This is a genomic window from Neorhizobium sp. BETTINA12A (assembly GCF_023006485.1).
Taxonomy (GTDB): Bacteria; Pseudomonadota; Alphaproteobacteria; order Rhizobiales; family Rhizobiaceae; genus Neorhizobium.
Window position 1 is genome coordinate 1 of the sequence record NZ_JALBGW010000007.1, and the last position, 21,363, is coordinate 21,363.

The following is a 21,363-nucleotide window of genomic DNA, read 5'->3' on the forward strand; positions in this document are numbered from 1 at the left end:
GTGGAGGCGGCGGCCCGAGCGGCCGAAGAAATGCGTCAGCGTCAGATCAGCCAGCCGCCGCAACTGATCGTGCCGCCGACCGACGACGCGATCCGTCAGAACTTCCCGAGCCTTCCGTCCGCGGGCACGCCCAACATACCGAGCCTGCCGGGGGTGCAGCGATAGCTGCCGCAACGCGGATCTAGGAGGACTTGAGCCAGGTGAGGACGTGGACGCGCAACGCCGAGGAGAGATTGCTGCCGGCACCCCTTTGATCGTCGATCTCGGCGATCAGGGTTGCCAGGCTGATATCGCGTTTTGTGGCGATCGCTTTCAGCTCGAGCCAGAATTCGTCTTCGAGCGAAAAACTGGTGCGATGACCGTGAAGGGTCGCGGAATGTTTGCGGATCACGAAACTCTCCGGACCTTCTGAACAAGCTCGCTTATTCAGACTGTGGTACTTCCGGCGTCAAGCCGATCGGCGCAAGCCTGGTTAGCGGATCATTAATATGCACCGGACGGAAACTCAGTCGTCCTTGCCGGGCTTTTCCAGGTGGCCCTGGTCGAGCCCCTTCTCCGCCTTGTCATTGCGTGCCTTGGTCAGGGACTTGTCGGCCTTGGTACGGCCGAAGGTGAGGCGGTTCTGTTCCGCCTCCTTTTCCTTTTCGCGCCGTTCCTTAGCTTTGCGGAACTGGCGAAGGTTGACGATTTCGGCGCTCATGGCTGATGCGCCTCCCGGCGCTTACTGCTTCTTGCGGAAGGAATCGAGCGAGATGACGGAGCCAGGCTTCTTCTCTTCGCCGGGCTTGGCTTCGGTATCGGTGGATTTGGAAACGGCTTCGACAGGGATGGCCGTGATTTCAGCGGTGGTGTTTTCATCCTCGTCGGCGAGCGGCACTTCGAACTCGAGTTCGAAATTCACAGACGGATCGTAGAAGCCGCGAATGGCATTGAAGGGAACGACCAGGCGTTCCGGCGTGTCGGAGAAGGAAAGGCCCACTTCGAACTGGGTTTCGGAGACCTTGAGATCCCAGAACTGGTGCTGGACGACGATGGTCATCTGTTCGGCATATTTCGCCTTGAGGTGCTGCGAGATGCGCACGCCCGGGGCGCCGGTCAGGAAGGTGATGAAGAAATGATGTTCGCCCGGCAGACGGCCGGTGGCCGCAACCTCGGTCAAAACCTTACGGATGACGCCGCGCAAAGCGTCCTGCGCCAGAATATCGTAACGGATGTGGTCCTGCCCCATACGGTCCTGTCTTTCCATTCTCTCGTCTTTTAGTCAGACGCGTTATGCCATGCCGGCCCGGTGCGGGGAAGCCCCGACGAGCATCCGAGTCAGTTCCATAGTATTCGACTGGGGAGCGAAGGTGAAGGCTTCTGTTGCCAGGTGCCTTCGGACCCCGCCTTAAAGTGCTACCTCTAAGGACTTAGTTCGGATTTCCCGCACCGCCATTAGGCAGCGAGAGCATAACCCTTAGCGTTGTTGTCGTTTGCAACTACACTTTTTGACCCGATAACGGTGGTATCATGCCGAGCAAAAGTTCGATCTTTAAGCCCTTGTCGATCCTATTTCGCCCCCATCAAAAGCCGGTCCTCATGGTTTCCCGATGTGACCGACCGGTTTTTGGTGGAGGCGCCGGGTACCGCCCCCGGGTCCAATAGGTTTATTACACCGACCGTTTATTGCCATAGCCGGACCGAAGTCCGGCAACCGTCATATAGGCGCTTCGCCCCTCGGTGAAAAGGGGTGGCCGGCGTGAAAGACCCCGATAATCCGATCGTCACGATGATTTTCGCACGGGCCCAGAGGAATTGACCTCTTCGCGGCGGTTTGCGGTCATGCAAGCAGAATTGAACCCCGCAATCGATCGCCACTGTGGCGCCGTGGTTTTCGGATGGCCTTCCGAAAGGTAAGGCCGCGCTGCCAGAAGGAAGCGCGGCCTTGGGGTCACTTTACCTGCGTGACCGTCAGCTTGCCGTTGACGCGTTCAGCGACGAACTGCACCTTGGCGCCTTCCTTCAGCTTGGTCAGCAACGCGTCGTCGCCGACCTGAAAGACCATGGTCATCGCGGGCATTCCGAGATCCTTCAGCTCCTCGTGGATGAGCGTGACCTTCTTGGCTCCGTTATCGAGCTTCTTGACGGTGCCCTTGGTGAACTCCTGAGCAAACGCCCCGGCGGCGGATGTGAGGGTGAGTGCTGCGACGACAGCAAATTTGAGAACGGTTTTCATAGGCTTTTGCTTCCTTCTTGCTTACTTGTCGGCGACCGTGACGTCGCCGTGCATTCCGGCGTCGTAGTGGCCGGGAACGAGGCAGGCGATCTTGAAGACGCCGTCGTTGGTGAACTTCCAGACGATATCGCCGGACTTGCCGGCCTTGAGGCGGATCGCGTTCGGATCGTCATGTTCCATGTCCGGGAACTTCTCCATGACCGCCTTGTGCTCCATCACCTTGGCTTCCTGGTCGAGGACGAATTCGTGATCGAGTTCGCCTTCGTTCTTGATGGTGAAGCGAACGGTCTGGCCTTTGCGGACCTTGAAGTCGTTCGGGGTGAAGATCATCTTGCCGTCGGGCGTCTCCTTCATGCTGATCCGGATCGTCTGGCTGACTTTCGACTTGTCTCCAGGTTCGCCGGCGGCGATCTCGCCGTGGCCGCCCGCATGACTGCCCGATGCGAGGACCGGGGTTGCGAGTGTGGCCAGGAGGAGGCCGAGGATTGCAGTTTTCATGGTCATGTCCTTTTGCTTGGGAGTGTTTGGATCAGCCGTGGCTCGAATGTTTCGAAGGCGGCTGCGTCTTTGCGTCTTTGGCCTTGGGCGCGTCGGGGAGGTTTCCCGTCCACTCCCAGGCCTGTGTGCCGGGCGGGTTTTCGTACCAACCCGGATCGGTGAAATCGCCCGCCGAGATGCCCTCGCGGACCTTCACCACCGAAAACATGCCGCCCATCTCGATGGGGCCGTGAGGTCCCCAGCCAGTCATCATGGGAACGGTGTTCTCCGGTATCTCCATCGACATTTCGCCCATATCCGCCATGCCGGCGGTGCCCATGGGGACGTATTCAGGACGGAACTGCCGGATTTTCTTTGCGACTTCCTTTTTGTCGACACCGATAAACGTCGGGATTTCGTGTCCCATCGCGTTCATCGTGTGGTGCGACTTGTGGCAATGGATCGCCCAGTCGCCGACATGTTTCGCATCGAACTCGTAGGCCCGCATGGCGCCCACCGGAATGTCGATGCTGACCTCCGGCCAGCGTGCCTCGGGTCGGACCCAGCCGCCGTCCGTGCACGTCACCTCGAAGTCGTAGCCGTGCATGTGGATCGGATGGTTGGTCATCGTCAGGTTGCCGACGCGGACGCGGACCTTGTCGTTCTTCGAGACCACCAGCGGATCGATGCCGGGGAAGATGCGGCTGTTCCAGGTCCAGAGATTAAAGTCGGTCATCTCCATGACGCGCGGCACATAGGTGCCGGGATCGATGTCGTAGGCGCTAAGCAGGAAGACGAAGTCGCGGTCCACCGGCATGAACTTCGGGTCCTTGGGATGAACGACGAAGAAGCCCATCATGCCCATCGCCATCTGGACCATCTCGTCCGAATGCGGGTGGTACATGAAGGTACCCGACTTCACGAGGTCGAACTCGTAGACGAAGGTCTTGCCGACGGGAATGTGGGGTTGCGAAAGACCGCCCACACCGTCCATCCCTGACGGGACGATCATACCGTGCCAGTGAACCGTCGTATGCTCCGGCAACTTGTTGGTGACGAAGATACGAACGCGATCGCCTTCGACGGCCTCGATCGTCGGTCCCGGCGACTGGCCGTTGTAGCCCCAGAGATAGGCCGTCATGCCTTCGGCCATCTCGCGTTCCACCGGCTCCGCGACGAGGTGAAACTCCTTGACGCCGTTGTTCATCCGGAAGGGCAGGGTCCATCCGTTCAGGGTCACGACCGGGTTATAATCCGGACCGACGGATGGCCGAACCGGTGGCTGGGTTGAGGCGGAATCCATGACCGCCGCCTCCGGCAGACCCATGTTCGAAGTCTGCCCCCAGGCCTGGGAGTGGACGAGTGCGGCACCGGCGGCACCTGCCCCGAGCAATTGTCTTCTACTGAACATTCTCGTTTCCTTTCTCAATGTCCGCCGCTTTTGGTCTCGTCAGCCGAAGCGACCCTGGTTTCCGCCGAGGCTGAACCGGTGCCGCCGCCATAGACGACGGGGGCAAGGCTTGCTTCGGCGAGCCAGAAGTCGCGCTTGGCGTTGACGGCGAGGATGGTGGAGTCGATCTTGTCGCGGCTGTCGGCGATCAGTTCGAAGGTGCTGGTGATCATGCCGTTGTAGGTGAGCATGGACTGCTGCTCGATTGCATTGCGCAACGGCAGGACGTTGTTTCGGTAGTGGCGTGCGATGTCGTAGTTCGACTTGTAGGCGAGGTAAGCGGAGCGGGCTTGCGAGCGGGCGTTGACCGCAAATTCCGCCAGCTGATTGGCCGCCCGCATGTAGGCGAGTTCGCCCTTTCGCAGACGAGCCTGGCCGGAATCGAAGATCGGGATCGTGAACTCCAGCGAGGCCGTCTTTCCGACATCCGAAAGGATCTTGCCCTCGTCGCGCTCGCGTTCCTTTTCGTAGGCGCCGACGAGTTCGATCTCGGTGACGAAGCGGGTGACGTCTTCGAGCTTGTAGGACTGAGCGGTCGCCTGAAGCTCCAGGCGGGCGACCTGCAGGTCCATGCGTTTGTGAATCGATTCAACCTCGATGTCGTCGCGTTTGAGCAATGTCTTCGGCAGCGTTGGAAGACGGTTGGGAATCTGGAAGTCGATGTCGGAGCCGGAGAGGCCCATCAGCCTGATCAGTTCTTCCTTGGCGAGCTTCGCTTCGAGCCTTGCCTTGGCGGTCTCTCCCGTCAACTCGGCGTAAAAGACGTGTTCCCGCGCTTGTTCCGCCTTCGGCATCGATCCGGCTTCGCCGATCTTCTTGGCAAGTTCGGACGCAGCGTCGGCGGCTGCCTTCGCCTGGTTGAGGTAGGCGACATTCTCCCATGCCGCCACGGCGTTGATCCAGGCGCGACGCGTTTCGGCAGCCAGAGAAATCGTGGCTATGGCTGCGTTGAGCTGGGCCTGGCGGAACCGTGTATCGGCCAGCTTGATGTTCTTGTCGTAGGTTGCCAGCGCCAGGATATTGGCTGCGACAGCCCCTTCAAGAACACGATATGCCTCAAGTCCGGGAGTGCCTATACCGGTCAGGCCGATGGAAAAGGTCGGCAAAACCGAAAGCTGCGTCTGCCATGCATCCGCAGCACTATCGCCCAAATCGGCGTAAGACGCCTGAAGGCCCTTGTTGTTCAGGAGAGCAACCTGGACGGCGGTCTCGACGTCGACGGTTTTCCTGGCCATCAGCGCCTTCACGCGGTCGCGGACTGTCGCAGCCTGCTGTCGGTTTTGCACCCAAACGGTCTGTTTGCCGGTTGCCTCGCTGCTTTTCGACGAGGCGTTCGTGAATCCGGCGTCTTTGGCCGAGTAGTCTGTCGTCACGCAACCAGCGGCGACGAGAGGAAGCACGACGGCGGACACGAGCTTGATGTGACGTGCGATCATCGCGCTCATCCTTTTTTCGGAGCCTGGGCGTCGTTGAGACCGCGCCAGGGCTTCGGATCGACGGGCATGCGATGGGTGTAGCCGCCGATGGGGCTTTGATAGCGGACCGGCCTGAGCGCGGACGGGTTGTCGGGGTGGTCTGTTGAAGCAACGACTTCAGGCAACGTGGATGCGCATCCGCTGGCAAACAGCGGCAAGGCAACCACCAGTAACAAACGTTTCATGGTGAAAATCCGAGAATAAGATCGCAATTGCGCCGATGCGCCGACTTGCGCACAAGCACAGCAAGACCCGCAGTGCGGGTGCTAGTTCTCAGATATTGGGTGGACGATGAAGGCTCGGCCTTTGACCGACGGTGTCCGTGTCGTCAATGAACTCGCGAATGGAAACCACGCGCGGATGGCTCAACGAGGAGCCGGAGCATGTGATGGCCGCAACGCCGCAATAATCCTTGCAGCAGGAGTTCTTGGACTTCTCCGGGCTGCCGTGATCTTGCTGGCCGCCGTGATGATCTGCATCCGCCATCGCAACAGCGTCGTCGTCATGGCGAGAGGAATGATCATCCTGAATCTGCGAGATTTGGGCGGAACTCTCAGGATGCATCGCGGCGTTGACAGCAGAAAAGCTGTACCCGGCCAGTGACGAGATCATCACCAGCCTGAATATCAGTGCCATCGCTTTAGATGTGATTCGATACATCCCACTCATGCCTATGAGGATTGCCAGTGCCTTCGAGCTTGTCAATCGACGCCTTTTTCAACCACTGTTTCATGTCGTTCGTGTGGCATTGCAACAACGCCACGAAGGCACGAAGGGCGACCCGCCGCATCTGAGTTCAGCGGGCACCAATTGCAGTGGCTTTAATTGGGCCGGTCCGAACCACCGTAGTAGTCGCCGCTGTTGGTTGTCTTCGGGCTCGTGTCCCAACCGCTACGAAGCGCCGGATTGTTGATCGATCCGGTATATCCGTAGCTGGCGTCCCGCGCTGCTGATGCTTCCAGCGGAGGGTTGCGGTCAGCCCCTTCGTAGTAATTACCTTCCTGGGCCAGGGCGGCGGCGCTCAGGAAAATTGCGGCCAAAAGCGTGGCAGCGGAAGCTGCTTTCATCATTGTGATATTCCTTCAGAATTGCCGATCACTGGAGTTAGCGACCATGGTCGACGAGTTGCCGATGTCTTGAATGTTGAGCCGGGAATGGCCGATCGACGGCAGTTGAAAACTCGTCTGCGCCGAATCGGACGGTGCCGAGGTCAGCGGTTGTCGCGGGATTTATGCAGCTCAGCACGCGGATTGGTTACGGAAACGGTCCCGAACCGCTTGTTGGTGCGCTCAACGATGCCATTGTCGAGGACCCGGAACGTGACGTTGCTATTTGACTTGGCAACAGCGGTTTCTCCGGGTTTGCCGTGGCCCTGAACAATAGCATCCACATGAGACGCTCCGGAGGCCAACGGGCCGTTTGCCAGAGCGGGGACTGCAACGGCTGCGAAAGCAACCGATAGGATTAGGAATTTGGAATTCATGATCTTTTCCTCGTTCGACTGCTTAGTGCAGCGTGAGGAAGCTACATCGCGGCTTTGTCGGCCGCCTTTCGCCAAGTTTACAAATTTGTAAGGTGGAACAGCTTGCCGCCGCGGCTATCACGGGTTAGGCGGGGCTGAGATCCTGCCGCAACAAAAACCTGAATTGTGCCGCTTGGAGCATCGCAGAGCGCCCGACCAAAATACCGCTCTACAAACCGGAAGCCCCATGAAAATCCTCCTCATAGAAGATGACGAGAAGACGGCCAGCTATATCCTCAAAGGTTTTACGTCGGCTGGACATGTCGTAGATTGGGTTGTCGATGGCAGGGATGGGTTGACGGCCGGACTTGACACTTCCTATGACGTGATGATCGTAGACCGGATGGTTCCAGCACTGGACGGACTGACGCTGGTAAAGAGCCTTCGTGCAGCCTCTGTCCGAACCCCGGTTCTTTTCCTCACGGCCATGAGCGGTGTCGATGACCGCGTCGAGGGTCTCGAAGCGGGGGGCGATGATTATCTCGTAAAACCTTTCGCCTTTTCGGAGCTGACGGCGAGGATCAACGCGTTGCTCAGACGTCCGCCAATGGCTGCGGAGAAGACGAAGTTGCGCGTAGGGGATCTTGAACTCGATCTGGTCAAGCGAACTGCCGAACGAGCGGGGGTGCTTCTTGAACTGCTGCCGAGAGAATTCACGCTGCTGGAGCTTCTGATGCGAAACGAGGGAAGGGTGCTCACCAAAACGATGCTTCTGGAGAGGATCTGGAACTTCAATTTCGATCCACAAAGCTCCGTGGTCGAAACCCATATCAGCCGGTTGCGGTCGAAGATCGATAAACCGTTCGATTTCCCGCTCCTGCACACCGTCCGCAACACCGGCTATAGCCTGCATGCGCGGCGGTAGCTTCTTCAAGAGCACGGCTGTCCGGCTTGCCTTCCTCTACATATCGCTGTTTGTCGTCTCCTACCTCGCAGCCAACGTCATCGCCTACCAGATGGTGCTGAACTTTCTCGACGACCGGCTCAACGCAAACGTTATGGAGCGATACAGGGAAATCGGTTCAGCCTACGAGGCTCGCGGTCTCCCGGGCGCAATCAGCATGATCAACAGCCATGGTCCAGCGATCCGAGGCGAAGAGACGATCTACACCCTCCGGAATTCATCCGGAGCGCTGATCGCTGGAAACGCTGAACTGAAAGGCGTTGCGAAAGGCTTCTCCACCCTGAGACCCAAAGATCAGCATCAAAGCGACGCCAACTACAAGCTGTTCCGGGGCCAGCTCGACGGGAACGACCTGACCGTTGGCATCAGCTACGGCGACACCGACGAATTGGCACGGATCGTGCTGTTCAGCTTCGGGTGGGCCACCGCAATCGTATTCGCAGTCGGGCTCGGCGGAGCCGTCGTGCTGAGATATCGCACCCGTCGGCGGATTTCCGAGCTGTCTCAAACCGCTCATGCCATCGGACGCGGCGAGCTTGCGAGGCGACTGCCGGTCTCTTCGAGGATGGACGAGATCGACATGTTATCGTCGGAGGTCAATGTTGCGTTGGAGCGTCTGGAGGCGAGCGTCGCCACCTTGCACCAGGTAACGACGGACGTTGCTCATGACCTGAAAACGCCCATCGGTCGCACGTTCCTGATCCTGGACGACGCTCTGCAAGCAGAAACGACGGAAGAGGCCAAAAACGCGATAGAGGCCGCTCTCGCTGAACTAACCGCGATAGCGAACACGTTCGACGCACTTTTGAGGATTGCTCAGATTGAGGCCCGCAACAGGACTGCCCATTTCAAGTCAATCGATCTCACGGCGCTGGTCCGCGACATCTACGACATTTACGACGTGATTGCGGCGGAGGCCGGCTACGAGCTTCGTATACAAGAGGCCGGAGAGGAATGTCAGGTTCGCGCCGATCCCGACCTGATAAGGCAAATGTTGGCCAATCTGCTCGCCAACGCACTCCGTCATACCCCGTCCGGCTCCACCATCACATTGGGCTTGACGCATCGTGGCGGCGCGATCTGCCTGAGCGTATCCGATGACGGCCCAGGCATTCCTGCGGAAGAGCGGGAGCGGGTATTCGATCGCTTCTATCGGCTGGAAAAAAGCAGAACTACTGTCGGATCAGGTCTTGGCCTCAGCCTCGTAAAAGCGATTGCAGAGCTTCATGGTGCGAAGGTCGAGTTGCTGGACAATGCGCCGGGATTGTCTGTGGTTATTCTGTTTCGCTGCCTCTGAAACTGCGGGGGCAGTGCTTCGCGTGCGATTTTCGGGCCGTCACCCTCGCACTCGTTCACGGTTGCACATCGATCACTAGCATCAAGCCGCCACCGCCATCGACCTCGACATTGTTGTTGGTCGTGTGGTGGGGGATATGGCAGTGGACGAGCCATTTGCCCGGCCGCCGGGCGGTCCATATGACGTCATACCGTTGTCCGGGAGCAACGTTGACGGTGTCAGCCAGATAACGAGCTGGCGGCGGTAGCGTCTCGCCGTCACGCGCAGCGACCTCGAACGGGCCTCCGTGAATGTGCATCGGATGGATGGCCGTCGTGTGGGAGCCGACGAAGCGCACCTTCAATTTCTGCCCGACCTTCATCTTGATCGTATCCGTCGCCGGATAGGATTTCCCGTTGATCGTGAAGAAGTTGGGCAGCGCACCTTCCATCGGCATGGCGGGATATGTGAGCCACTCCCGCTTTACCCATTCCTGAAGTTGCATCGTATATTCGAGATCGGCGGGAATTTCGTTGGCCGCATCCTTAGGATCGATGATCAGTGCCCCGTAAAGGCCAAGGGACTGCTGCCGATCCACATGGTCGTGCGTGTGGTAGAAATACGTGCCGGACTGCCCGACCGTGTACTCGTAGGTGAAGGTCTGCCCCGGCTCTATCGGCTTCTGGGTGATCTGGGCGGGCCCGTCCATCTCGTTTGGCAGGATCAGGCCATGCCAATGAACGGTGGTGCTTTCGGGCAGCCGGTTCGTGACGTTGATCCGGACCTTGTCGCCTTGCACGACCCGCAAGGTCGGCCCCGGAACCTGATTGTTGTAGGCATAGGCTTCCACCGTTTCGCCGGGTAGGATCGACCATCGGATCACCGAGGCAGTCAGGTCGAAGACCTTGACGTCACCATCCATGCGCGGCTGAAGAACTTCGCCGCCGGTCGCCGTCTCCCGCGCCTGAAAACTCATGAGACGCGGATCGACCGCCGCCATGTCGCGCATCGAGTCGCCGGGCGTATCGAACGCCATGATCATTCCGGGAGCCATGATCGCACCACCGACGTCGTGGGCGCTCAGATGCATGTTCACCCTGGTGAACGGATAGGCGAAGCCGGCGACCAGCATGATCGACGTGAAACTGGCCATCGCAGCGATCTGAACGCGGGTAGGGGCGAATGCGCGGTTTGCGTGATCTTGCCCCGACACGTGATGCTGATGACTGCCGGCTTGCTCTTGTCGGTTCTCGTCTCCGTAGGCATGTGCGCCCTCCTGTCGGTGCTGCCCATGCATGTCGCCGGCCATTTGGCCTCTCTCCGTCATCAGCCCGTGCTTCAGCCCCTTGGCGACCAGCCAGACATTGAACGGGTAGGCGATCGCAAAACCGACCCCGATGCCGAGGGCCATCACGCCCCAGAAGAGCATTTCTTCCGGCCACATGGCCCTCATGTCGCGGCCCATCATCAGGATCGCCATGACGGGAGCCATGCCGGCCATCATCGCATTCATGCTGATGAATTCCGGCATGAAGGAGTTTCGGACATTCTGCCAGTAAGTGCCGCCCATCATGTTCTTCATGAACAGAGCCTGGAAGATGAACAGGCCGAGCGTGAAACCGGCAATGTATTCGATGATGATGTCGATCCACATCGGCAGGCCGAGAAGTGCGGTGATCGCGGCGGCGATGATGATGCCCGTGGCGTCACCGGCAACGCAGTGGATCGTGGAGCCGATCCCCTGCTTCCACAGCGGCTTGATGAATTCCTCATGCGTTCCGGGCACAGGTTCCTTGTCCGCCAGGATGTAGAGGAGCAGGCCGATCGGCCCGAGGTAGAGCGTGACGAGGATGAAGCCCCATTTCATCACCGCCGGTTCGGGATTGTTCCTGAACTGGTCCCAGGCAACGTAGAGCGTGCTGATGCCGGCCAGGATGAACCAGACGAAGAGAAGGTAATCGATTGGCTGGATGAACATGGCTTCCTCCACATCGCGAAGTCACGAGATGGAGCGGACACTACAAGTTTCCAGCGTTGGAAGGTCAAACGCCGCCAGGCATGTTTCATGCGTTCTGCTTTTGCGTGATCGGCGTTGACGGGCTGGCGGTGCCATGCTTCATCATTGACCCGGACAGGTCGTTTTCGGCTGGCGATACCGGGCTCGCAAAAGGCAGGCGGACGATATCGACAGTCGCGACAGGGCCCGGATGGTATTTGAGGAGGCGCGGTCATGGGCAAACGGATCGTATTCACCGGCGGCAGCGGCAAGGCCGGGCGGCATGTCGTGCCGTATCTTCTCGGGCAAGGGCATGAGGTCTTCAACCTCGACCTGGTGCCGCTCGATTGCCCTGGCGTCAACACTCTCATTACCGATCTCAGGGACGGCGGCGAGACTTTCAATGCGCTCTCCATGCATTTCGGCTTCAAGGGGCTGGAAAGCGGCAAGGGGCCGGCGCCCGTCGATGCGGTGGTGCATTTCGCCGCCGTGCCGCGCATCCTGATGCGGCCCGACAACGCGACGTTTTCGGCCAACACGATCTCCACCTACAATGTCATCGAGGCGGCGATGAAGCTCGGCATCTCCAAGGTTATCATCGCGTCCAGCGAGACGACCTATGGCGTCTGCTTCGCCGAAGGCGACAAGGACTATCATTCGTTCCCGCTTACCGAGGATTACGATGTCGATCCGATGGATAGCTACGGTCTCTCCAAGGTCGTCAACGAGAAGACGGCGCGGGCCTTCGCCATGCGTTTCGGCGCAGACATCTATGCGTTGCGGATCGGCAACGTGATCTCGCCGGAGGACTACAGCCGCTTCCCCGCCTTCCTGGCGGACCCGCCGTCGCGCAAGCGCAATGCCTGGAGCTACATCGATGCCCGCGATCTCGGCCAGATCGTGCATCTGTGCGTCGAAAAGGACGGGCTGGGCTTCCAAGTCTTCAATGCGGTCAACGACACGATCACGGCGCTTGAGCCGACCGGACCCTTCCTGGAGCGTTGGGCGCCCGGAACGCCCATCACAGGCGAGATCGGTGAATTCGAGGCGCCGATCAGCAACCGCAAGATCCGGGAGGTGTTGGGTTTTGCCGAAAGCCACAACTGGCGGAAATACGTCTCCAATTGATTAGCGCCGCTAAAACGGGGGAAAGCCATCAAACGAGATTGGTCGGGCCCACCTGTGCTACTATATGATTCCATGACGATGGAATCGGCGGCCTGACCCCATGAAACAATATCTCGATCTTCTCCGGCATGTGATGGAAACCGGCACCGACCGGGGCGACCGGACCGGCAAGGGCACCCGCTCGGTGTTCGGCTACCAGATGCGCTTCGACCTCACGGAAGGTTTTCCGGTCCTCACGACCAAGAAGCTGCATCTAAGGTCGATCATCCACGAGCTCCTGTGGTTCCTGAAGGGCGACACCAATATCGCCTACCTGAAAGAGAACGGCGTTTCGATCTGGGATGAATGGGCCGACGAGAAGGGTGAGCTCGGGCCCGTCTACGGCTACCAGTGGCGCTCCTGGCCCGCCCCCGACGGCAGCCATGTCGACCAGATCTCGCAGCTGATCGAGGGCCTCAAGGTCAATCCGAATTCGCGCCGGCATATCGTATCGGCCTGGAACGTCGGCCAGCTCGACGACATGGCGCTACCGGCCTGCCACTGCCTGTTCCAGTTCTATGTCGCGGACGGCAAGCTCTCCTGCCAGCTCTACCAGCGTTCCGCCGACGTCTTCCTCGGCGTGCCGTTCAACATCGCGTCCTACGCCCTGCTGACGATGATGGTGGCGCAGGTCACCGGCCTGAAGCCCGGCGACTTCGTCCACACGCTCGGCGATACGCATATCTATTCGGATCATTTCGAGCAGGCGAAGCTGCAGCTGACCCGCACTCCGAAGGCGCTGCCGACGATGCGCATCAATCCCGCCGTGAAGGACATTTTCTCCTTCCGCTTCGAGGATTTTGCGCTCGAAGGGTATGAGGCCGATCCGCATATCAAGGCGGCGGTGGCGGTGTGATTTCGGCGGGCTTGTTTTCTCACAGACCAATTTTTTGATGTGGTTGTTTTAAACTTTTATCTGTGAAATTACCTTGCACGCGCTGTTTGGCAGCGGAGTCAGTACGAAGGTAGTAGCAGTGTCTAAAAAACCGAGAGCGAAGATGCCGTCAGCCGTAACGGTTGTGGCGAGGAGCTACCCGGACCGCATAATCGGTATCGAAAATAGGTTGCCTTGGCATTTAGGAACCGACCTAAAAAACTTTAAATCACTTACCCAAGGTCACGCGATTATTATGGGGCGGAAGACCTTTGAGTCTATTGGTAAGCCGCTTCCTCGACGGGTAAACATCGTCCTATCTCGCGAAGAGCTCGAAGATACCGAAAACGTAAAATGGGCTAGAAATCCAGAAACGGCGCTGCTGTTGGCTGATTTTTATTCCATTTGCATGGAAAAACCGCAGTTCTTTATTATTGGCGGTGAGAACGTTTATGGAATATTCAGTAAATATATCAACAAGATATTTCTTACGGATGTCAATACAGGCCCCATAAACGGCGACGCTAAATTTGATTACGATTTCGATCCAAAGGAATGGTATTTTAAGTACGAGCGTGAATTCCCAAGATCTGAGATAGACGATTTTTCGTTTCGGATATCGTATATGGTTCGGCGTAAGCCGGAGCATAGGCAGAGATTCATTACAGAATTCAAAGAGAGTAACCCTCTCTTCGAAACGAAATGGGATGAATTCGCAGAGGGCATGCCAGCTCGGGTTGAGCAGTCGCTCGAGGAGCAACAGCTTAATTTCATAGAAAATCTCTAGCGGCCTTATGGCAAGTTAGTCGTCCAGTTGCGACAAACTGAAACATTTCGTTACCGTTGAACGGGAAGTTATTGAACCTGCGTTGAAAGCGGGCCTCCCCATCCCTATAACGGGCAATAGCCAGATCGATGCCGCACGGCAGGGTCGCGGCTTGGGAGCGAATACGAACAAAGAGGTTTTGATGCCCTGGAGCAATCAGAATGGTGGCGGCGGTGGCCCTTGGGGCGGCGGTGGCGGTAATAATCAGGGCCCCTGGGGACAGGGACCGAACCGCCCGCGCGGCGGCGGGGGAAGCGGCGGGCCGCCGGACCTCGAAGATATCATAAGGCGCAGTCAGGACAGGCTGCGCGGCATGATGCCCGGCGGCTTCAACGGCGGCGCCTTCACGATCGTGATCATCGTCATTTTCGCCTTCCTCGCCTTTCAGTCCATCTACACCGTTCAGCCGGACGAGCGTGGCGTCGAACTGCGTTTCGGGCGGCCGAAGGATGAAATCTCCATGCCGGGCCTGCATTTCCATTTCTGGCCGCTCGAAACCGTCGAGATCGTCAAGGTCACCGAACAGCAGCAGAATATCGGCGCGACGCGGGGCTCCAGCTCCAATGCCGGCTGGATGCTGACCGGCGACCAGAACATCGTCAACGTGCAGTTCTCGGTCCTGTTCACCGTCACCGATCCGAAGGCCTATCTGTTCAACCTCGAAGGCCCGGCCGCGACGCTGCAGCAGGTTTCCGAAAGCGCCATGCGCGAAGTCGTCGGCCGTCGCCCGGCTCAGGACATCTTCCGCGACAACCGCGAAGGCATCTCGACCGAAGTGCGTAATATCATCCAGGGCACGATGGATACCTACGGCTCCGGCCTTTCCATCAATGCCGTGCCGATCGAGGATGCAGCTCCTCCGCGTGAAGTGGCCGACGCGTTCGAAGAAGTACAGCGCGCCGAACAGGACGAGGATCGTTTCGTCGAAGAAGCGAACCAGTATTCCAACCAGAAGCTCGGCCAGGCGCGCGGTCAGTCAGCCCAGGTCCGTGAAGAGGCATCCGCCTACAAGGACAAGGTCGTCAACGAAGCGCAGGGCGAAGCGCAGCGCTTCGTTTCGATCTACAACGAATATGCGAACGCGCCTGAAGTGACGCGCCGGCGGATCTTCCTCGAAACCATGGAAACGGTCCTGAAGAATTCCCGCAAGATCATTCTGGACAACAAGGACGGCGTGGTTCCCTATCTGCCGCTCAACGAGATGATCAAGCCGCAGACGACCCAGGGGGGCACACGATGAACTCCAATCGACTCCCCGCAATCCTGATCGGCCTCGCGGTTCTCCTCGTGCTGATCTATTCGTCGGTTTTCGTGGTCAACGAGCGCGAACAGGCAGTCGTCGTCCGCTTTGGTGAGATCCAGGACGTCAAGCGCGCGCCTGGCATCTATTTCAAGCTGCCATTCGCCTTCATGGATGCCGATCGTGTCCAGTATGTCGAGGACCGGGCTTTGCGCTTCGATCTCGACAATATCCGCGTACAGGTGCGCGGTGGCGCGTTTTATGAAGTCGACGCTTTCGTCGTCTATTCGATCGCCGATCCGCGCCTCTTCCGGGAAACGGTCTCGGGTGATCGCGATTCGGCCGAGTCGCGGCTTCGCACCCGCCTCGATGCAGCGTTGCGCCGTGTCTACGGTCTGCGCAATTTCGATGCGGCGCTCTCCAACGAACGCTCTTCGATGATGCAGGAGGTTCGCACCGACCTCACTGCTGCGGCGGAAACCCTTGGGCTTGCGATCCGCGACGTTCGTATCCGGCGCACCGACCTCACTCAGGAAGTCTCTCAGCAGACCTTCCAGCGCATGAAGGCCGAGCGTCTTGCCGAGGCCGAGCTGATCCGCGCCCGTGGTAACGAGCAGGGCCAGCGGCGTCGTGCCATCGCCGACCGTCAGGTCGTCGAACTGGTCTCCGAAGCGCAGCGGGATTCGGAAATCCTGCGCGGTCAGGGCGATGCCGAGCGCAACAAGATCTTCGGCGAGGCCTTCCAGCGCGATCCGGCCTTCTTCGAGTTCTACCGCACGATGCGCGCCTATGTGGCCGCACTTGCCGATAACGGCACGACGCTTGTGTTGTCGCCGGATTCGGAATTCTTCCGGTTCTTCAACTCGTCCGCAGGTCAGGCACTTGCACCGGTGCCGGCACCTGCGCGGCCGGCGCCGCCTGCTGCACCCGCAGCGCCGGCGAATTGATCCCATAGGACTGGGGCGGCGCAATGCCGCCCCTTTCATAACAGGACCATCCACAGGCGTGACGGGTAGAGGACACAATCCTCACGAAAAGGTAATTTCCACCGTCGTCATTCCGCCTTATGCTCTGCCGAAACTCCGCCCGATTCAAAGGTTCCTATAGCCTGCCCGGGTCGAGACCGCTCTTCCGGGGTGATGCGGACAATCCAACAGCGAGGACGCCAGATGGCCCATTCGGTTCGATCGACCTTCAAGCGCACCGTCACGCTTGCGGCAACTTTTGCCGTCCTGGCGGCACCCTTGCAGGCGATTGCCCAGACGCCGGTCCCTGCCGCTCCGGGGCAGAATGCAAATCCGCCGGCCGCCGGTTCTCCCGGCGTCATGCTGCCGGCCCCGCCGACACCGTCGCCGAGCATCAATCCGCCTCCGGCTCCAGCGCCGATGGCAGGCGGCGGCCCGGGTTCGATCGCTGATCTCGCCGAAGGTCTGCTCGATGCCGTCGTCAACATCTCGACATCGCAGAGCGTCAAGGACCAGGGGGCCGGCCCACAGCCACAGATCCAGGAGGGCTCGCCTTTCCAGGAGTTCTTCGAGGACTTCTTCGATGGCCAGGGCAAGCAGAACGGCAATCAGAAGGTTTCTTCCCTCGGCTCCGGCTTCGTGATCGACCCTTCCGGCTACGTGGTCACCAACAACCACGTCATCGAAGGTGCCGACGACATCGAGGTGATTTTTCCGAACGGCACGAAGCTCAAGGCCAGGCTGGTCGGCACCGACACCAAGACCGACCTTTCGGTGCTCAAGGTCGAGCCCAAGGCGCCGCTGAAGGCCGTGCGTTTCGGCGATTCCCGCCGCATGCGGATCGGCGACTGGGTGATGGCGATCGGCAACCCGTTCGGCCTCGGCGGGTCCGTGACACTGGGCATCATCTCGGCGCGTGGGCGCAACATCAATGCCGGCCCCTATGACAACTTTATCCAGACGGATGCGGCGATCAACAAGGGCAATTCCGGTGGCCCGCTGTTCAACATGCGCGGCGAGGTGATCGGTATCAACACGGCGATCATTTCACCCTCCGGCGGTTCGATCGGCATCGGTTTCGCCGTGCCGACGGAACTTGCCGAAAATGTCGTGCACCAGCTGACCGAATTCGGCGAGACGCGTCGCGGCTGGCTCGGCGTGCGCATCCAGCCGGTGACCGACGACGTTGCGGCAAGCCTTGGTCTCGACCGGGCACGTGGCGCGCTGGTGTCGGGCGTGGTCAGCGGCGGGCCGATCAAGAACGGCGAGATCAAGGCCGGCGACGTGATCCTGAGCTTCGACGGCCAGGCGGTCAACGAGATGCGCGACCTGCCGCGCATCGTAGCGGAAAGCCCGGTCAGCAAGGAAGTCGACGTGGTGATCCTGCGCGACGGCAAGCAGCAGACCGTCAAGGTGACGCTCGGGCGCCTCGAAGACAGTGCCGAGCCGCAGGAGGAAGACGATCAGCCGGCCCTGCCGGAAGGCCAGGGCCAGAACAAGGCGCCCAACAACAATGCGCCCGGCGACCAGAAGGGCGAGCTCAGCCGGGACCCTGCCGCAGCCTTCGGCATGACGCTCGCCGTGCTCGACGAGGACCGCCGCAAGAGCTTCAGCATTGTCGAAAGCGTCGAGGGCGTGGTGATCACGGCCGTCGCGCCGAACTCGCCCGCCGCCCAGAAGGGGCTGAAGGTCGGCGAGGTCGTGGTCGAGGTGGCGCAGGATTTTGTCGAAAGCCCGGCCGACGTCGTCAAGCGGATCGCCGTGCTGAAGTCCGAAGGCCGCCGCAACGCGCATGTGATGGTTTCGGATCCTTCCGGCAACCTGCGCTTCGTGGCGCTGCCGCTGGAGTAAACTCAAGAGCAGAGCGGTCAGCGGGTGCGTTCCGCAGCCGCCTTCTGCCGTTGCCATTCGTCGCGCGTGACCGCATAGACCACATGCGGTTTCAGATGCGGGTGCGTATCCGGCACCCGCGGATGGTCGAAATCCATGCCGGTGATGCGGTGCAGGCCGAGCCGTTTCATCACCGCGGTCGATCGCCTGTTTTCGCCGACTGCAAAGGAGACGACTGCGTCGAGATGCTTTTCCCCGAAAGCGAAGTCGAGCAGGGCGCGTGCTGCCTCCGTGGCATAACCGTTGCCCCAGAACCGGGTCGCCAGCCGCCAGCCGATCTCCACCGTTTCCAGCGGAAAGATATCCGGCATGTTGGCGAGGGACAGGCCGCAGAAACCCACGGGCTCCTGTGTTTCCTTCAGTTCCAGCGCGTAGAAACCGAGCCCCGTCTCGGTGATCGTGTCGTTGAGCCTGGCGAGAAACGCATCCGCCTCTTCATGGGTGCGGCGGAACGGAAAAAATTCCATCACCTTCGGATCGGAATTGATCTCTCGAAAGAGATCACGGTCGCTGTCGATCCAGCTCCTGAGGCGCAGGCGTTCGGTTTCGAGGATGATCATCGGATGATGCACGGTCAGCCTGCGCTATGACGCTCTCGAAGAGGATTTTGGCTTCTGGAAACTGATGCGAAGCTTTGTGCCCGTCGCATCGGCGAACCGTTGCAGGGTGCGGGTCGAGGGCATGGAACGACCACTCTCCAGCCGGGCGATGGCGGCCTGAGTCGTGCCCATGGCCTTGGCGACGTCTTCCTGCGTCATGGAGGCCTGGGCGCGTGCCTTTATCAAGGCCTCCGCGAGGGCAAACTCCTCTTCGAGCGCATCATAGGCTGCGACGAATTCGGGGTCCTTGAACCATTCCTTCGCTGCCTCGCTTACCAGAAGGCTCTTCTTGTTCATCTCACATCCTTTGCCCGTCTGAGCGCGATCTCAATTTCGCGTCTGGGCGTTTTCTGCGTCTTCTTCTGAAAGACATGCAAGACCACGATCCGATGACCTGAAGCCGTTACATAATAAGCTGCCCGGGCTATCCCGTCTCGGCCGCGCATCCGCATTTTCCAGATCGGCCCTTCAAGGTGCTTCACATAGGGCTCGTGCACCTTGGCGGGTCCTTCCAGCTCGATCAGCTTTACGATGCGGAGAAAACTGGCAACAATATCGGTAGGAAACGCCTCTAGCTCGATCCTGATGCGATCGTTCAGAAATTCCATTTTCTAACGCATTGAATATACCATTTTTGCAATGATTTTCAATGCGTATGATGCGATGCGAACTGCACTTCGTCAATCGCTTAGGTTGTGTTCAGGTGACGATAAAATCCGTCCTGCGATAACCCTGGATGTAGAGCAGGGCGGTTAAGTCGCCGTGGTCGATGCGCATCTTGGCCTGGGCGGCAACGGTGGGCTTGGCGTGCAGCGCGACGCCGGAACCGGCGATGTCGAGCATGCCGAGATCGTTGGCGCCGTCGCCGACGGCGATCGTGTCGTCCGGCAAAATCCCGAGTTTTTCGGTGATGGCGAGAAGCGCGTCGATCTTGGCCTGCTTGCCGAGGATGGGTTCGGCAACCTCACCGGTGAGAATGCCATCGTTTTCGAGGAGGATGTTGGCGCGGTTCTCGTCGAAGCCGAGGGTCGCGGCGATGCGGCTGGTAAAGACGGTAAAGCCGCCCGACACGAGGGCGGCGTAATTGCCTCTGGCCTTCATGGTGGCGATCAGTTCCGGCCCGCCAGATGTCAGCGTGATGCGCTTGGCGATGACGTCGTCGACGACGGTGATCGGCAGGCCCTTCAGAAGTGCGACACGTTCGCGAAGGGCGGGCTCGAAGGCGATCTCGCCGTTCATGGCACGCGTTGTGATCGTCGCGACCTTGTCCTTCAGCCCGACGACATCGGCAAGCTCGTCGATGCATTCCTGGCCGATCATGGTCGAATCCATGTCGGCGATCAGGAATTTCTTGCGACGCGTATCCGCAGCCTGGATAACGAGATCGATGGGTGCGCTGCCAATGAGAGCCCTCAGATCGGCCTCGGCTATCTGCGGGTCGGTTCCGTCGCGCAGCGCGATATCGCAGGCGATACCATCCGCCAGCCAGTAGAGGCCCGAGGCTTTCACTGCCTCCGCCGCTTGTTCTCCGAGCTTTTGCGTGAGAACTGGGTTTGACGGATGGGCAATGAGCGTGGCAACGAAAGCCATATGAGCGACCTTATCGACAATTTTGATGCGATCCTGATAACCGGGCCGACGGCCAGCGGCAAGTCGGCGCTTGCATTGCGCCTGGCGCGCGAGAAAAACGGTGTGGTGATCAATGCCGACAGCATGCAGGTCTACGACACGCTGCGGATCCTGACGGCGCGACCGGCGGAGGACGAGATGGAGGGCGTGCCGCACCTGCTCTACGGGCATGTGCCGGCGACGAGGGCTTATTCCACCGGCGAGTGGCTGCGGGACGTGACGGCGCTCCTGCCGGAATTGAAGCGCGACGGCCGGCTGCCGGTCTTCGTCGGCGGCACCGGGCTTTATTTCAAGGCGCTGACCGGCGGGCTGTCCGACATGCCGGAAATCTCGCAGGATATTCGCTGCGAGGTGCGCCTGCGCCTGAAGGAGGAAGGCCCCGAGGCGCTGCATGCGGAGCTTCTGGTGCGTGACCCGCCCTTAGCCGCGAGCCTGGAGGCCAGGGACGGGCAGCGGATCGTAAGGGCGTTGGAGGTTCTGGCCGAGACCGGTCGCTCCATCACCGAGTTTCAGGGCAGGCAGGGGCCGATGGTGATCGCCCCTTCGAGGGCGAAGAAGCTTGTCGTCCTGCCGGACAGGAAACTGCTGCACGAACGGATCAACCGCCGTTTCGAGACAATGCTGGAGACCGGGGCCGTGGATGAGGTGAGGGCGCTGCTGGCGCTCGGTCCCGCACCCGATCTGCCCGTCATGAAGGCGATCGGCGTTGCACAGATCGCCGAGATGCTGGAAGGCCGCATCAGCCGGGAAGAGGTTATCGAACGCAGCTCTGCACTGACCCGCCAATATGCCAAGCGGCAGATGACCTGGTTTCGCAACCAGATGGACGAAAGCTGGGAGCGATTGGCCTGAGACCGG

Annotated in this window: 25 protein-coding genes and 1 other RNA gene; 9 read left to right on the forward strand and 17 right to left on the reverse strand. The window is 59.7% G+C overall.

Going from position 1 to position 21,363, the window contains the following annotated elements; translation table 11 throughout:
* Positions 1 to 181: 181 nt before the first annotated feature.
* From MOV61_RS03525 to MOV61_RS03580, 12 genes are all read right to left on the reverse strand, one after another.
* The gene (locus MOV61_RS03525) at positions 182 to 391 is read right to left on the reverse strand and encodes a ribbon-helix-helix domain-containing protein (protein WP_038543466.1); all 210 of its coding nucleotides are present in this window, start codon (positions 389 to 391) and stop codon (positions 182 to 184) included.
* Between the two features lie 114 nt (positions 392 to 505).
* Entirely contained in the window at positions 506 to 700 is a 195-nt protein-coding gene (locus MOV61_RS03530; protein WP_247034175.1) for a DUF4169 family protein, read from the reverse strand.
* A 21-nt stretch (positions 701 to 721) separates the two neighbouring features.
* Positions 722 to 1,228 carry an SspB family protein gene (locus MOV61_RS03535; RefSeq protein ID WP_038543462.1) on the reverse strand — a complete coding sequence of 169 codons (507 nt, stop codon included), beginning with the start codon at positions 1,226 to 1,228 and terminating at the stop codon, positions 722 to 724.
* A 120-nt stretch (positions 1,229 to 1,348) separates the two neighbouring features.
* Positions 1,349 to 1,730, reverse strand: a transfer-messenger RNA (tmRNA) gene (gene ssrA / locus MOV61_RS03540).
* A gap of 200 nt (positions 1,731 to 1,930) precedes the next feature.
* Positions 1,931 to 2,215: a copper-binding protein gene (locus MOV61_RS03545; RefSeq protein ID WP_247135581.1), complete on the reverse strand. Its 285-nt coding sequence runs from the start codon at positions 2,213 to 2,215 to the stop codon at positions 1,931 to 1,933.
* A gap of 21 nt (positions 2,216 to 2,236) precedes the next feature.
* A complete protein-coding gene (locus MOV61_RS03550) occupies positions 2,237 to 2,713 on the reverse strand; it encodes a plastocyanin/azurin family copper-binding protein (RefSeq protein WP_038549284.1) in 477 nt (158 codons plus the stop codon).
* A 31-nt stretch (positions 2,714 to 2,744) separates the two neighbouring features.
* On the reverse strand, positions 2,745 to 4,103 hold the full coding sequence (locus MOV61_RS03555; RefSeq protein WP_247135582.1) for a multicopper oxidase family protein: 1,359 nt from the start codon (positions 4,101 to 4,103) through the stop codon (positions 2,745 to 2,747).
* A gap of 14 nt (positions 4,104 to 4,117) precedes the next feature.
* On the reverse strand, positions 4,118 to 5,578 hold the full coding sequence (locus tag MOV61_RS03560) for a TolC family protein (protein ID WP_247135583.1): 1,461 nt from the start codon (positions 5,576 to 5,578) through the stop codon (positions 4,118 to 4,120).
* 5 nt (positions 5,579 to 5,583) lie between these two features.
* Positions 5,584 to 5,802, reverse strand: coding sequence for a hypothetical protein (locus MOV61_RS03565; RefSeq protein ID WP_247135584.1), 219 nt, complete (start codon positions 5,800 to 5,802; stop codon positions 5,584 to 5,586).
* Positions 5,803 to 5,890: 88 nt separating this feature from the next.
* On the reverse strand, positions 5,891 to 6,277 hold the full coding sequence (locus MOV61_RS03570) for a hypothetical protein (RefSeq protein ID WP_247034169.1): 387 nt from the start codon (positions 6,275 to 6,277) through the stop codon (positions 5,891 to 5,893).
* Between the two features lie 161 nt (positions 6,278 to 6,438).
* Positions 6,439 to 6,687: a hypothetical protein gene (locus tag MOV61_RS03575; protein WP_247135585.1), complete on the reverse strand. Its 249-nt coding sequence runs from the start codon at positions 6,685 to 6,687 to the stop codon at positions 6,439 to 6,441.
* Positions 6,688 to 6,827: 140 nt separating this feature from the next.
* Positions 6,828 to 7,100, reverse strand: coding sequence for a hypothetical protein (locus MOV61_RS03580; protein ID WP_247135586.1), 273 nt, complete (start codon positions 7,098 to 7,100; stop codon positions 6,828 to 6,830).
* Between the two features lie 226 nt (positions 7,101 to 7,326).
* On the opposite strand from MOV61_RS03580, the gene MOV61_RS03585 reads away from it, so the two are divergent.
* Together MOV61_RS03585 and MOV61_RS03590 are read left to right on the forward strand one after the other, a co-directional pair.
* Positions 7,327 to 8,004, forward strand: coding sequence for a response regulator transcription factor (locus MOV61_RS03585; protein ID WP_038543453.1), 678 nt, complete (start codon positions 7,327 to 7,329; stop codon positions 8,002 to 8,004).
* Positions 7,991 to 9,340, forward strand: a complete 1,350-nt coding sequence (locus MOV61_RS03590; RefSeq protein ID WP_247135587.1) for an ATP-binding protein — start codon at positions 7,991 to 7,993, stop codon at positions 9,338 to 9,340. The genes MOV61_RS03585 and MOV61_RS03590 overlap by 14 nt, the downstream gene beginning before the upstream one ends.
* A 55-nt stretch (positions 9,341 to 9,395) precedes the next feature.
* Here the strand turns inward: MOV61_RS03590 and MOV61_RS03595 are convergent, their stop codons facing one another.
* Positions 9,396 to 11,297 carry a DUF4396 domain-containing protein gene (locus MOV61_RS03595; protein ID WP_247135588.1) on the reverse strand — a complete coding sequence of 634 codons (1,902 nt, stop codon included), beginning with the start codon at positions 11,295 to 11,297 and terminating at the stop codon, positions 9,396 to 9,398.
* 252 nt (positions 11,298 to 11,549) lie between these two features.
* Here MOV61_RS03595 and MOV61_RS03600 point away from each other — a divergent pair, with 252 nt between their 5' ends.
* The 6 genes from MOV61_RS03600 (at position 11,550) to MOV61_RS03625 (ending at position 18,238) form a co-directional block, all read left to right on the forward strand.
* Positions 11,550 to 12,443: an NAD(P)-dependent oxidoreductase gene (locus tag MOV61_RS03600; protein WP_247135589.1), complete on the forward strand. Its 894-nt coding sequence runs from the start codon at positions 11,550 to 11,552 to the stop codon at positions 12,441 to 12,443.
* Between the two features lie 100 nt (positions 12,444 to 12,543).
* Positions 12,544 to 13,338 carry a thymidylate synthase gene (locus MOV61_RS03605; protein ID WP_247135590.1) on the forward strand — a complete coding sequence of 265 codons (795 nt, stop codon included), beginning with the start codon at positions 12,544 to 12,546 and terminating at the stop codon, positions 13,336 to 13,338.
* A gap of 73 nt (positions 13,339 to 13,411) precedes the next feature.
* Positions 13,412 to 14,143: a dihydrofolate reductase gene (locus MOV61_RS03610; RefSeq protein WP_309493667.1), complete on the forward strand. Its 732-nt coding sequence runs from the start codon at positions 13,412 to 13,414 to the stop codon at positions 14,141 to 14,143.
* A 181-nt stretch (positions 14,144 to 14,324) separates the two neighbouring features.
* On the forward strand, positions 14,325 to 15,422 hold the full coding sequence (gene hflK, locus MOV61_RS03615; RefSeq protein ID WP_038543442.1) for an FtsH protease activity modulator HflK: 1,098 nt from the start codon (positions 14,325 to 14,327) through the stop codon (positions 15,420 to 15,422).
* Positions 15,419 to 16,369: a protease modulator HflC gene (gene hflC, locus MOV61_RS03620; protein WP_038543440.1), complete on the forward strand. Its 951-nt coding sequence runs from the start codon at positions 15,419 to 15,421 to the stop codon at positions 16,367 to 16,369. Before hflK ends, hflC begins: the two co-directional genes overlap by 4 nt.
* A gap of 222 nt (positions 16,370 to 16,591) precedes the next feature.
* Entirely contained in the window at positions 16,592 to 18,238 is a 1,647-nt protein-coding gene (locus tag MOV61_RS03625; protein ID WP_038543438.1) for a Do family serine endopeptidase, read from the forward strand.
* A gap of 17 nt (positions 18,239 to 18,255) precedes the next feature.
* Here MOV61_RS03625 and MOV61_RS03630 read toward each other — a convergent pair whose 3' ends face one another.
* The 4 genes from MOV61_RS03630 to serB form a co-directional block, all read right to left on the reverse strand.
* On the reverse strand, positions 18,256 to 18,837 hold the full coding sequence (locus tag MOV61_RS03630; RefSeq protein WP_247135591.1) for a GNAT family N-acetyltransferase: 582 nt from the start codon (positions 18,835 to 18,837) through the stop codon (positions 18,256 to 18,258).
* A 24-nt stretch (positions 18,838 to 18,861) separates the two neighbouring features.
* The gene (locus MOV61_RS03635; protein WP_105415726.1) at positions 18,862 to 19,173 is read right to left on the reverse strand and encodes a helix-turn-helix domain-containing protein; all 312 of its coding nucleotides are present in this window, start codon (positions 19,171 to 19,173) and stop codon (positions 18,862 to 18,864) included.
* Complete coding sequence (locus MOV61_RS03640) at positions 19,170 to 19,484, reverse strand: type II toxin-antitoxin system RelE/ParE family toxin (protein ID WP_247135592.1); 315 nt, start codon at positions 19,482 to 19,484, stop codon at positions 19,170 to 19,172. Before MOV61_RS03640 ends, MOV61_RS03635 begins: the two co-directional genes overlap by 4 nt.
* Positions 19,485 to 19,575: 91 nt before the next feature.
* On the reverse strand, positions 19,576 to 20,466 hold the full coding sequence (serB, locus tag MOV61_RS03645) for a phosphoserine phosphatase SerB (RefSeq protein ID WP_247135593.1): 891 nt from the start codon (positions 20,464 to 20,466) through the stop codon (positions 19,576 to 19,578).
* On the opposite strand from serB, the gene miaA reads away from it, so the two are divergent.
* Entirely contained in the window at positions 20,467 to 21,357 is an 891-nt protein-coding gene (gene miaA / locus MOV61_RS03650; protein WP_247135594.1) for a tRNA (adenosine(37)-N6)-dimethylallyltransferase MiaA, read from the forward strand.
* The last annotated feature ends 6 nt before the right edge of the window (positions 21,358 to 21,363 follow it).

Bases quoted from the DNA above. Each gene is read 5' to 3' on its own strand.
- MOV61_RS03630 (WP_247135591.1), bottom strand. From the start codon at position 18,837: ATGATCATCCTCGAAACCGAACGCCTGCGCCTCAGGAGCTGGATCGAC.
- hflK (WP_038543442.1), top strand. From the start codon at position 14,325: ATGCCCTGGAGCAATCAGAATGGTGGCGGCGGTGGCCCTTGGGGCGGC.
- MOV61_RS03555 (WP_247135582.1), bottom strand. From the start codon at position 4,103: ATGTTCAGTAGAAGACAATTGCTCGGGGCAGGTGCCGCCGGTGCCGCA.
- MOV61_RS03565 (WP_247135584.1), bottom strand. From the start codon at position 5,802: ATGAAACGTTTGTTACTGGTGGTTGCCTTGCCGCTGTTTGCCAGCGGA.
- MOV61_RS03625 (WP_038543438.1), top strand. From the start codon at position 16,592: ATGGCCCATTCGGTTCGATCGACCTTCAAGCGCACCGTCACGCTTGCG.
- MOV61_RS03550 (WP_038549284.1), bottom strand. From the start codon at position 2,713: ATGAAAACTGCAATCCTCGGCCTCCTCCTGGCCACACTCGCAACCCCG.
- MOV61_RS03570 (WP_247034169.1), bottom strand. From the start codon at position 6,277: ATGTATCGAATCACATCTAAAGCGATGGCACTGATATTCAGGCTGGTG.
- MOV61_RS03635 (WP_105415726.1), bottom strand. From the start codon at position 19,173: ATGAACAAGAAGAGCCTTCTGGTAAGCGAGGCAGCGAAGGAATGGTTC.
- MOV61_RS03600 (WP_247135589.1), top strand. From the start codon at position 11,550: ATGGGCAAACGGATCGTATTCACCGGCGGCAGCGGCAAGGCCGGGCGG.
- MOV61_RS03580 (WP_247135586.1), bottom strand. From the start codon at position 7,100: ATGAATTCCAAATTCCTAATCCTATCGGTTGCTTTCGCAGCCGTTGCA.
- MOV61_RS03585 (WP_038543453.1), top strand. From the start codon at position 7,327: ATGAAAATCCTCCTCATAGAAGATGACGAGAAGACGGCCAGCTATATC.
- MOV61_RS03605 (WP_247135590.1), top strand. From the start codon at position 12,544: ATGAAACAATATCTCGATCTTCTCCGGCATGTGATGGAAACCGGCACC.
- MOV61_RS03590 (WP_247135587.1), top strand. From the start codon at position 7,991: ATGCGCGGCGGTAGCTTCTTCAAGAGCACGGCTGTCCGGCTTGCCTTC.
- MOV61_RS03595 (WP_247135588.1), bottom strand. From the start codon at position 11,297: ATGTTCATCCAGCCAATCGATTACCTTCTCTTCGTCTGGTTCATCCTG.
- hflC (WP_038543440.1), top strand. From the start codon at position 15,419: ATGAACTCCAATCGACTCCCCGCAATCCTGATCGGCCTCGCGGTTCTC.
- MOV61_RS03575 (WP_247135585.1), bottom strand. From the start codon at position 6,687: ATGATGAAAGCAGCTTCCGCTGCCACGCTTTTGGCCGCAATTTTCCTG.
- MOV61_RS03535 (WP_038543462.1), bottom strand. From the start codon at position 1,228: ATGGGGCAGGACCACATCCGTTACGATATTCTGGCGCAGGACGCTTTG.
- MOV61_RS03560 (WP_247135583.1), bottom strand. From the start codon at position 5,578: ATGATCGCACGTCACATCAAGCTCGTGTCCGCCGTCGTGCTTCCTCTC.
- MOV61_RS03530 (WP_247034175.1), bottom strand. From the start codon at position 700: ATGAGCGCCGAAATCGTCAACCTTCGCCAGTTCCGCAAAGCTAAGGAA.
- MOV61_RS03545 (WP_247135581.1), bottom strand. From the start codon at position 2,215: ATGAAAACCGTTCTCAAATTTGCTGTCGTCGCAGCACTCACCCTCACA.
- MOV61_RS03640 (WP_247135592.1), bottom strand. From the start codon at position 19,484: ATGGAATTTCTGAACGATCGCATCAGGATCGAGCTAGAGGCGTTTCCT.
- serB (WP_247135593.1), bottom strand. From the start codon at position 20,466: ATGGCTTTCGTTGCCACGCTCATTGCCCATCCGTCAAACCCAGTTCTC.
- miaA (WP_247135594.1), top strand. From the start codon at position 20,467: ATGAGCGACCTTATCGACAATTTTGATGCGATCCTGATAACCGGGCCG.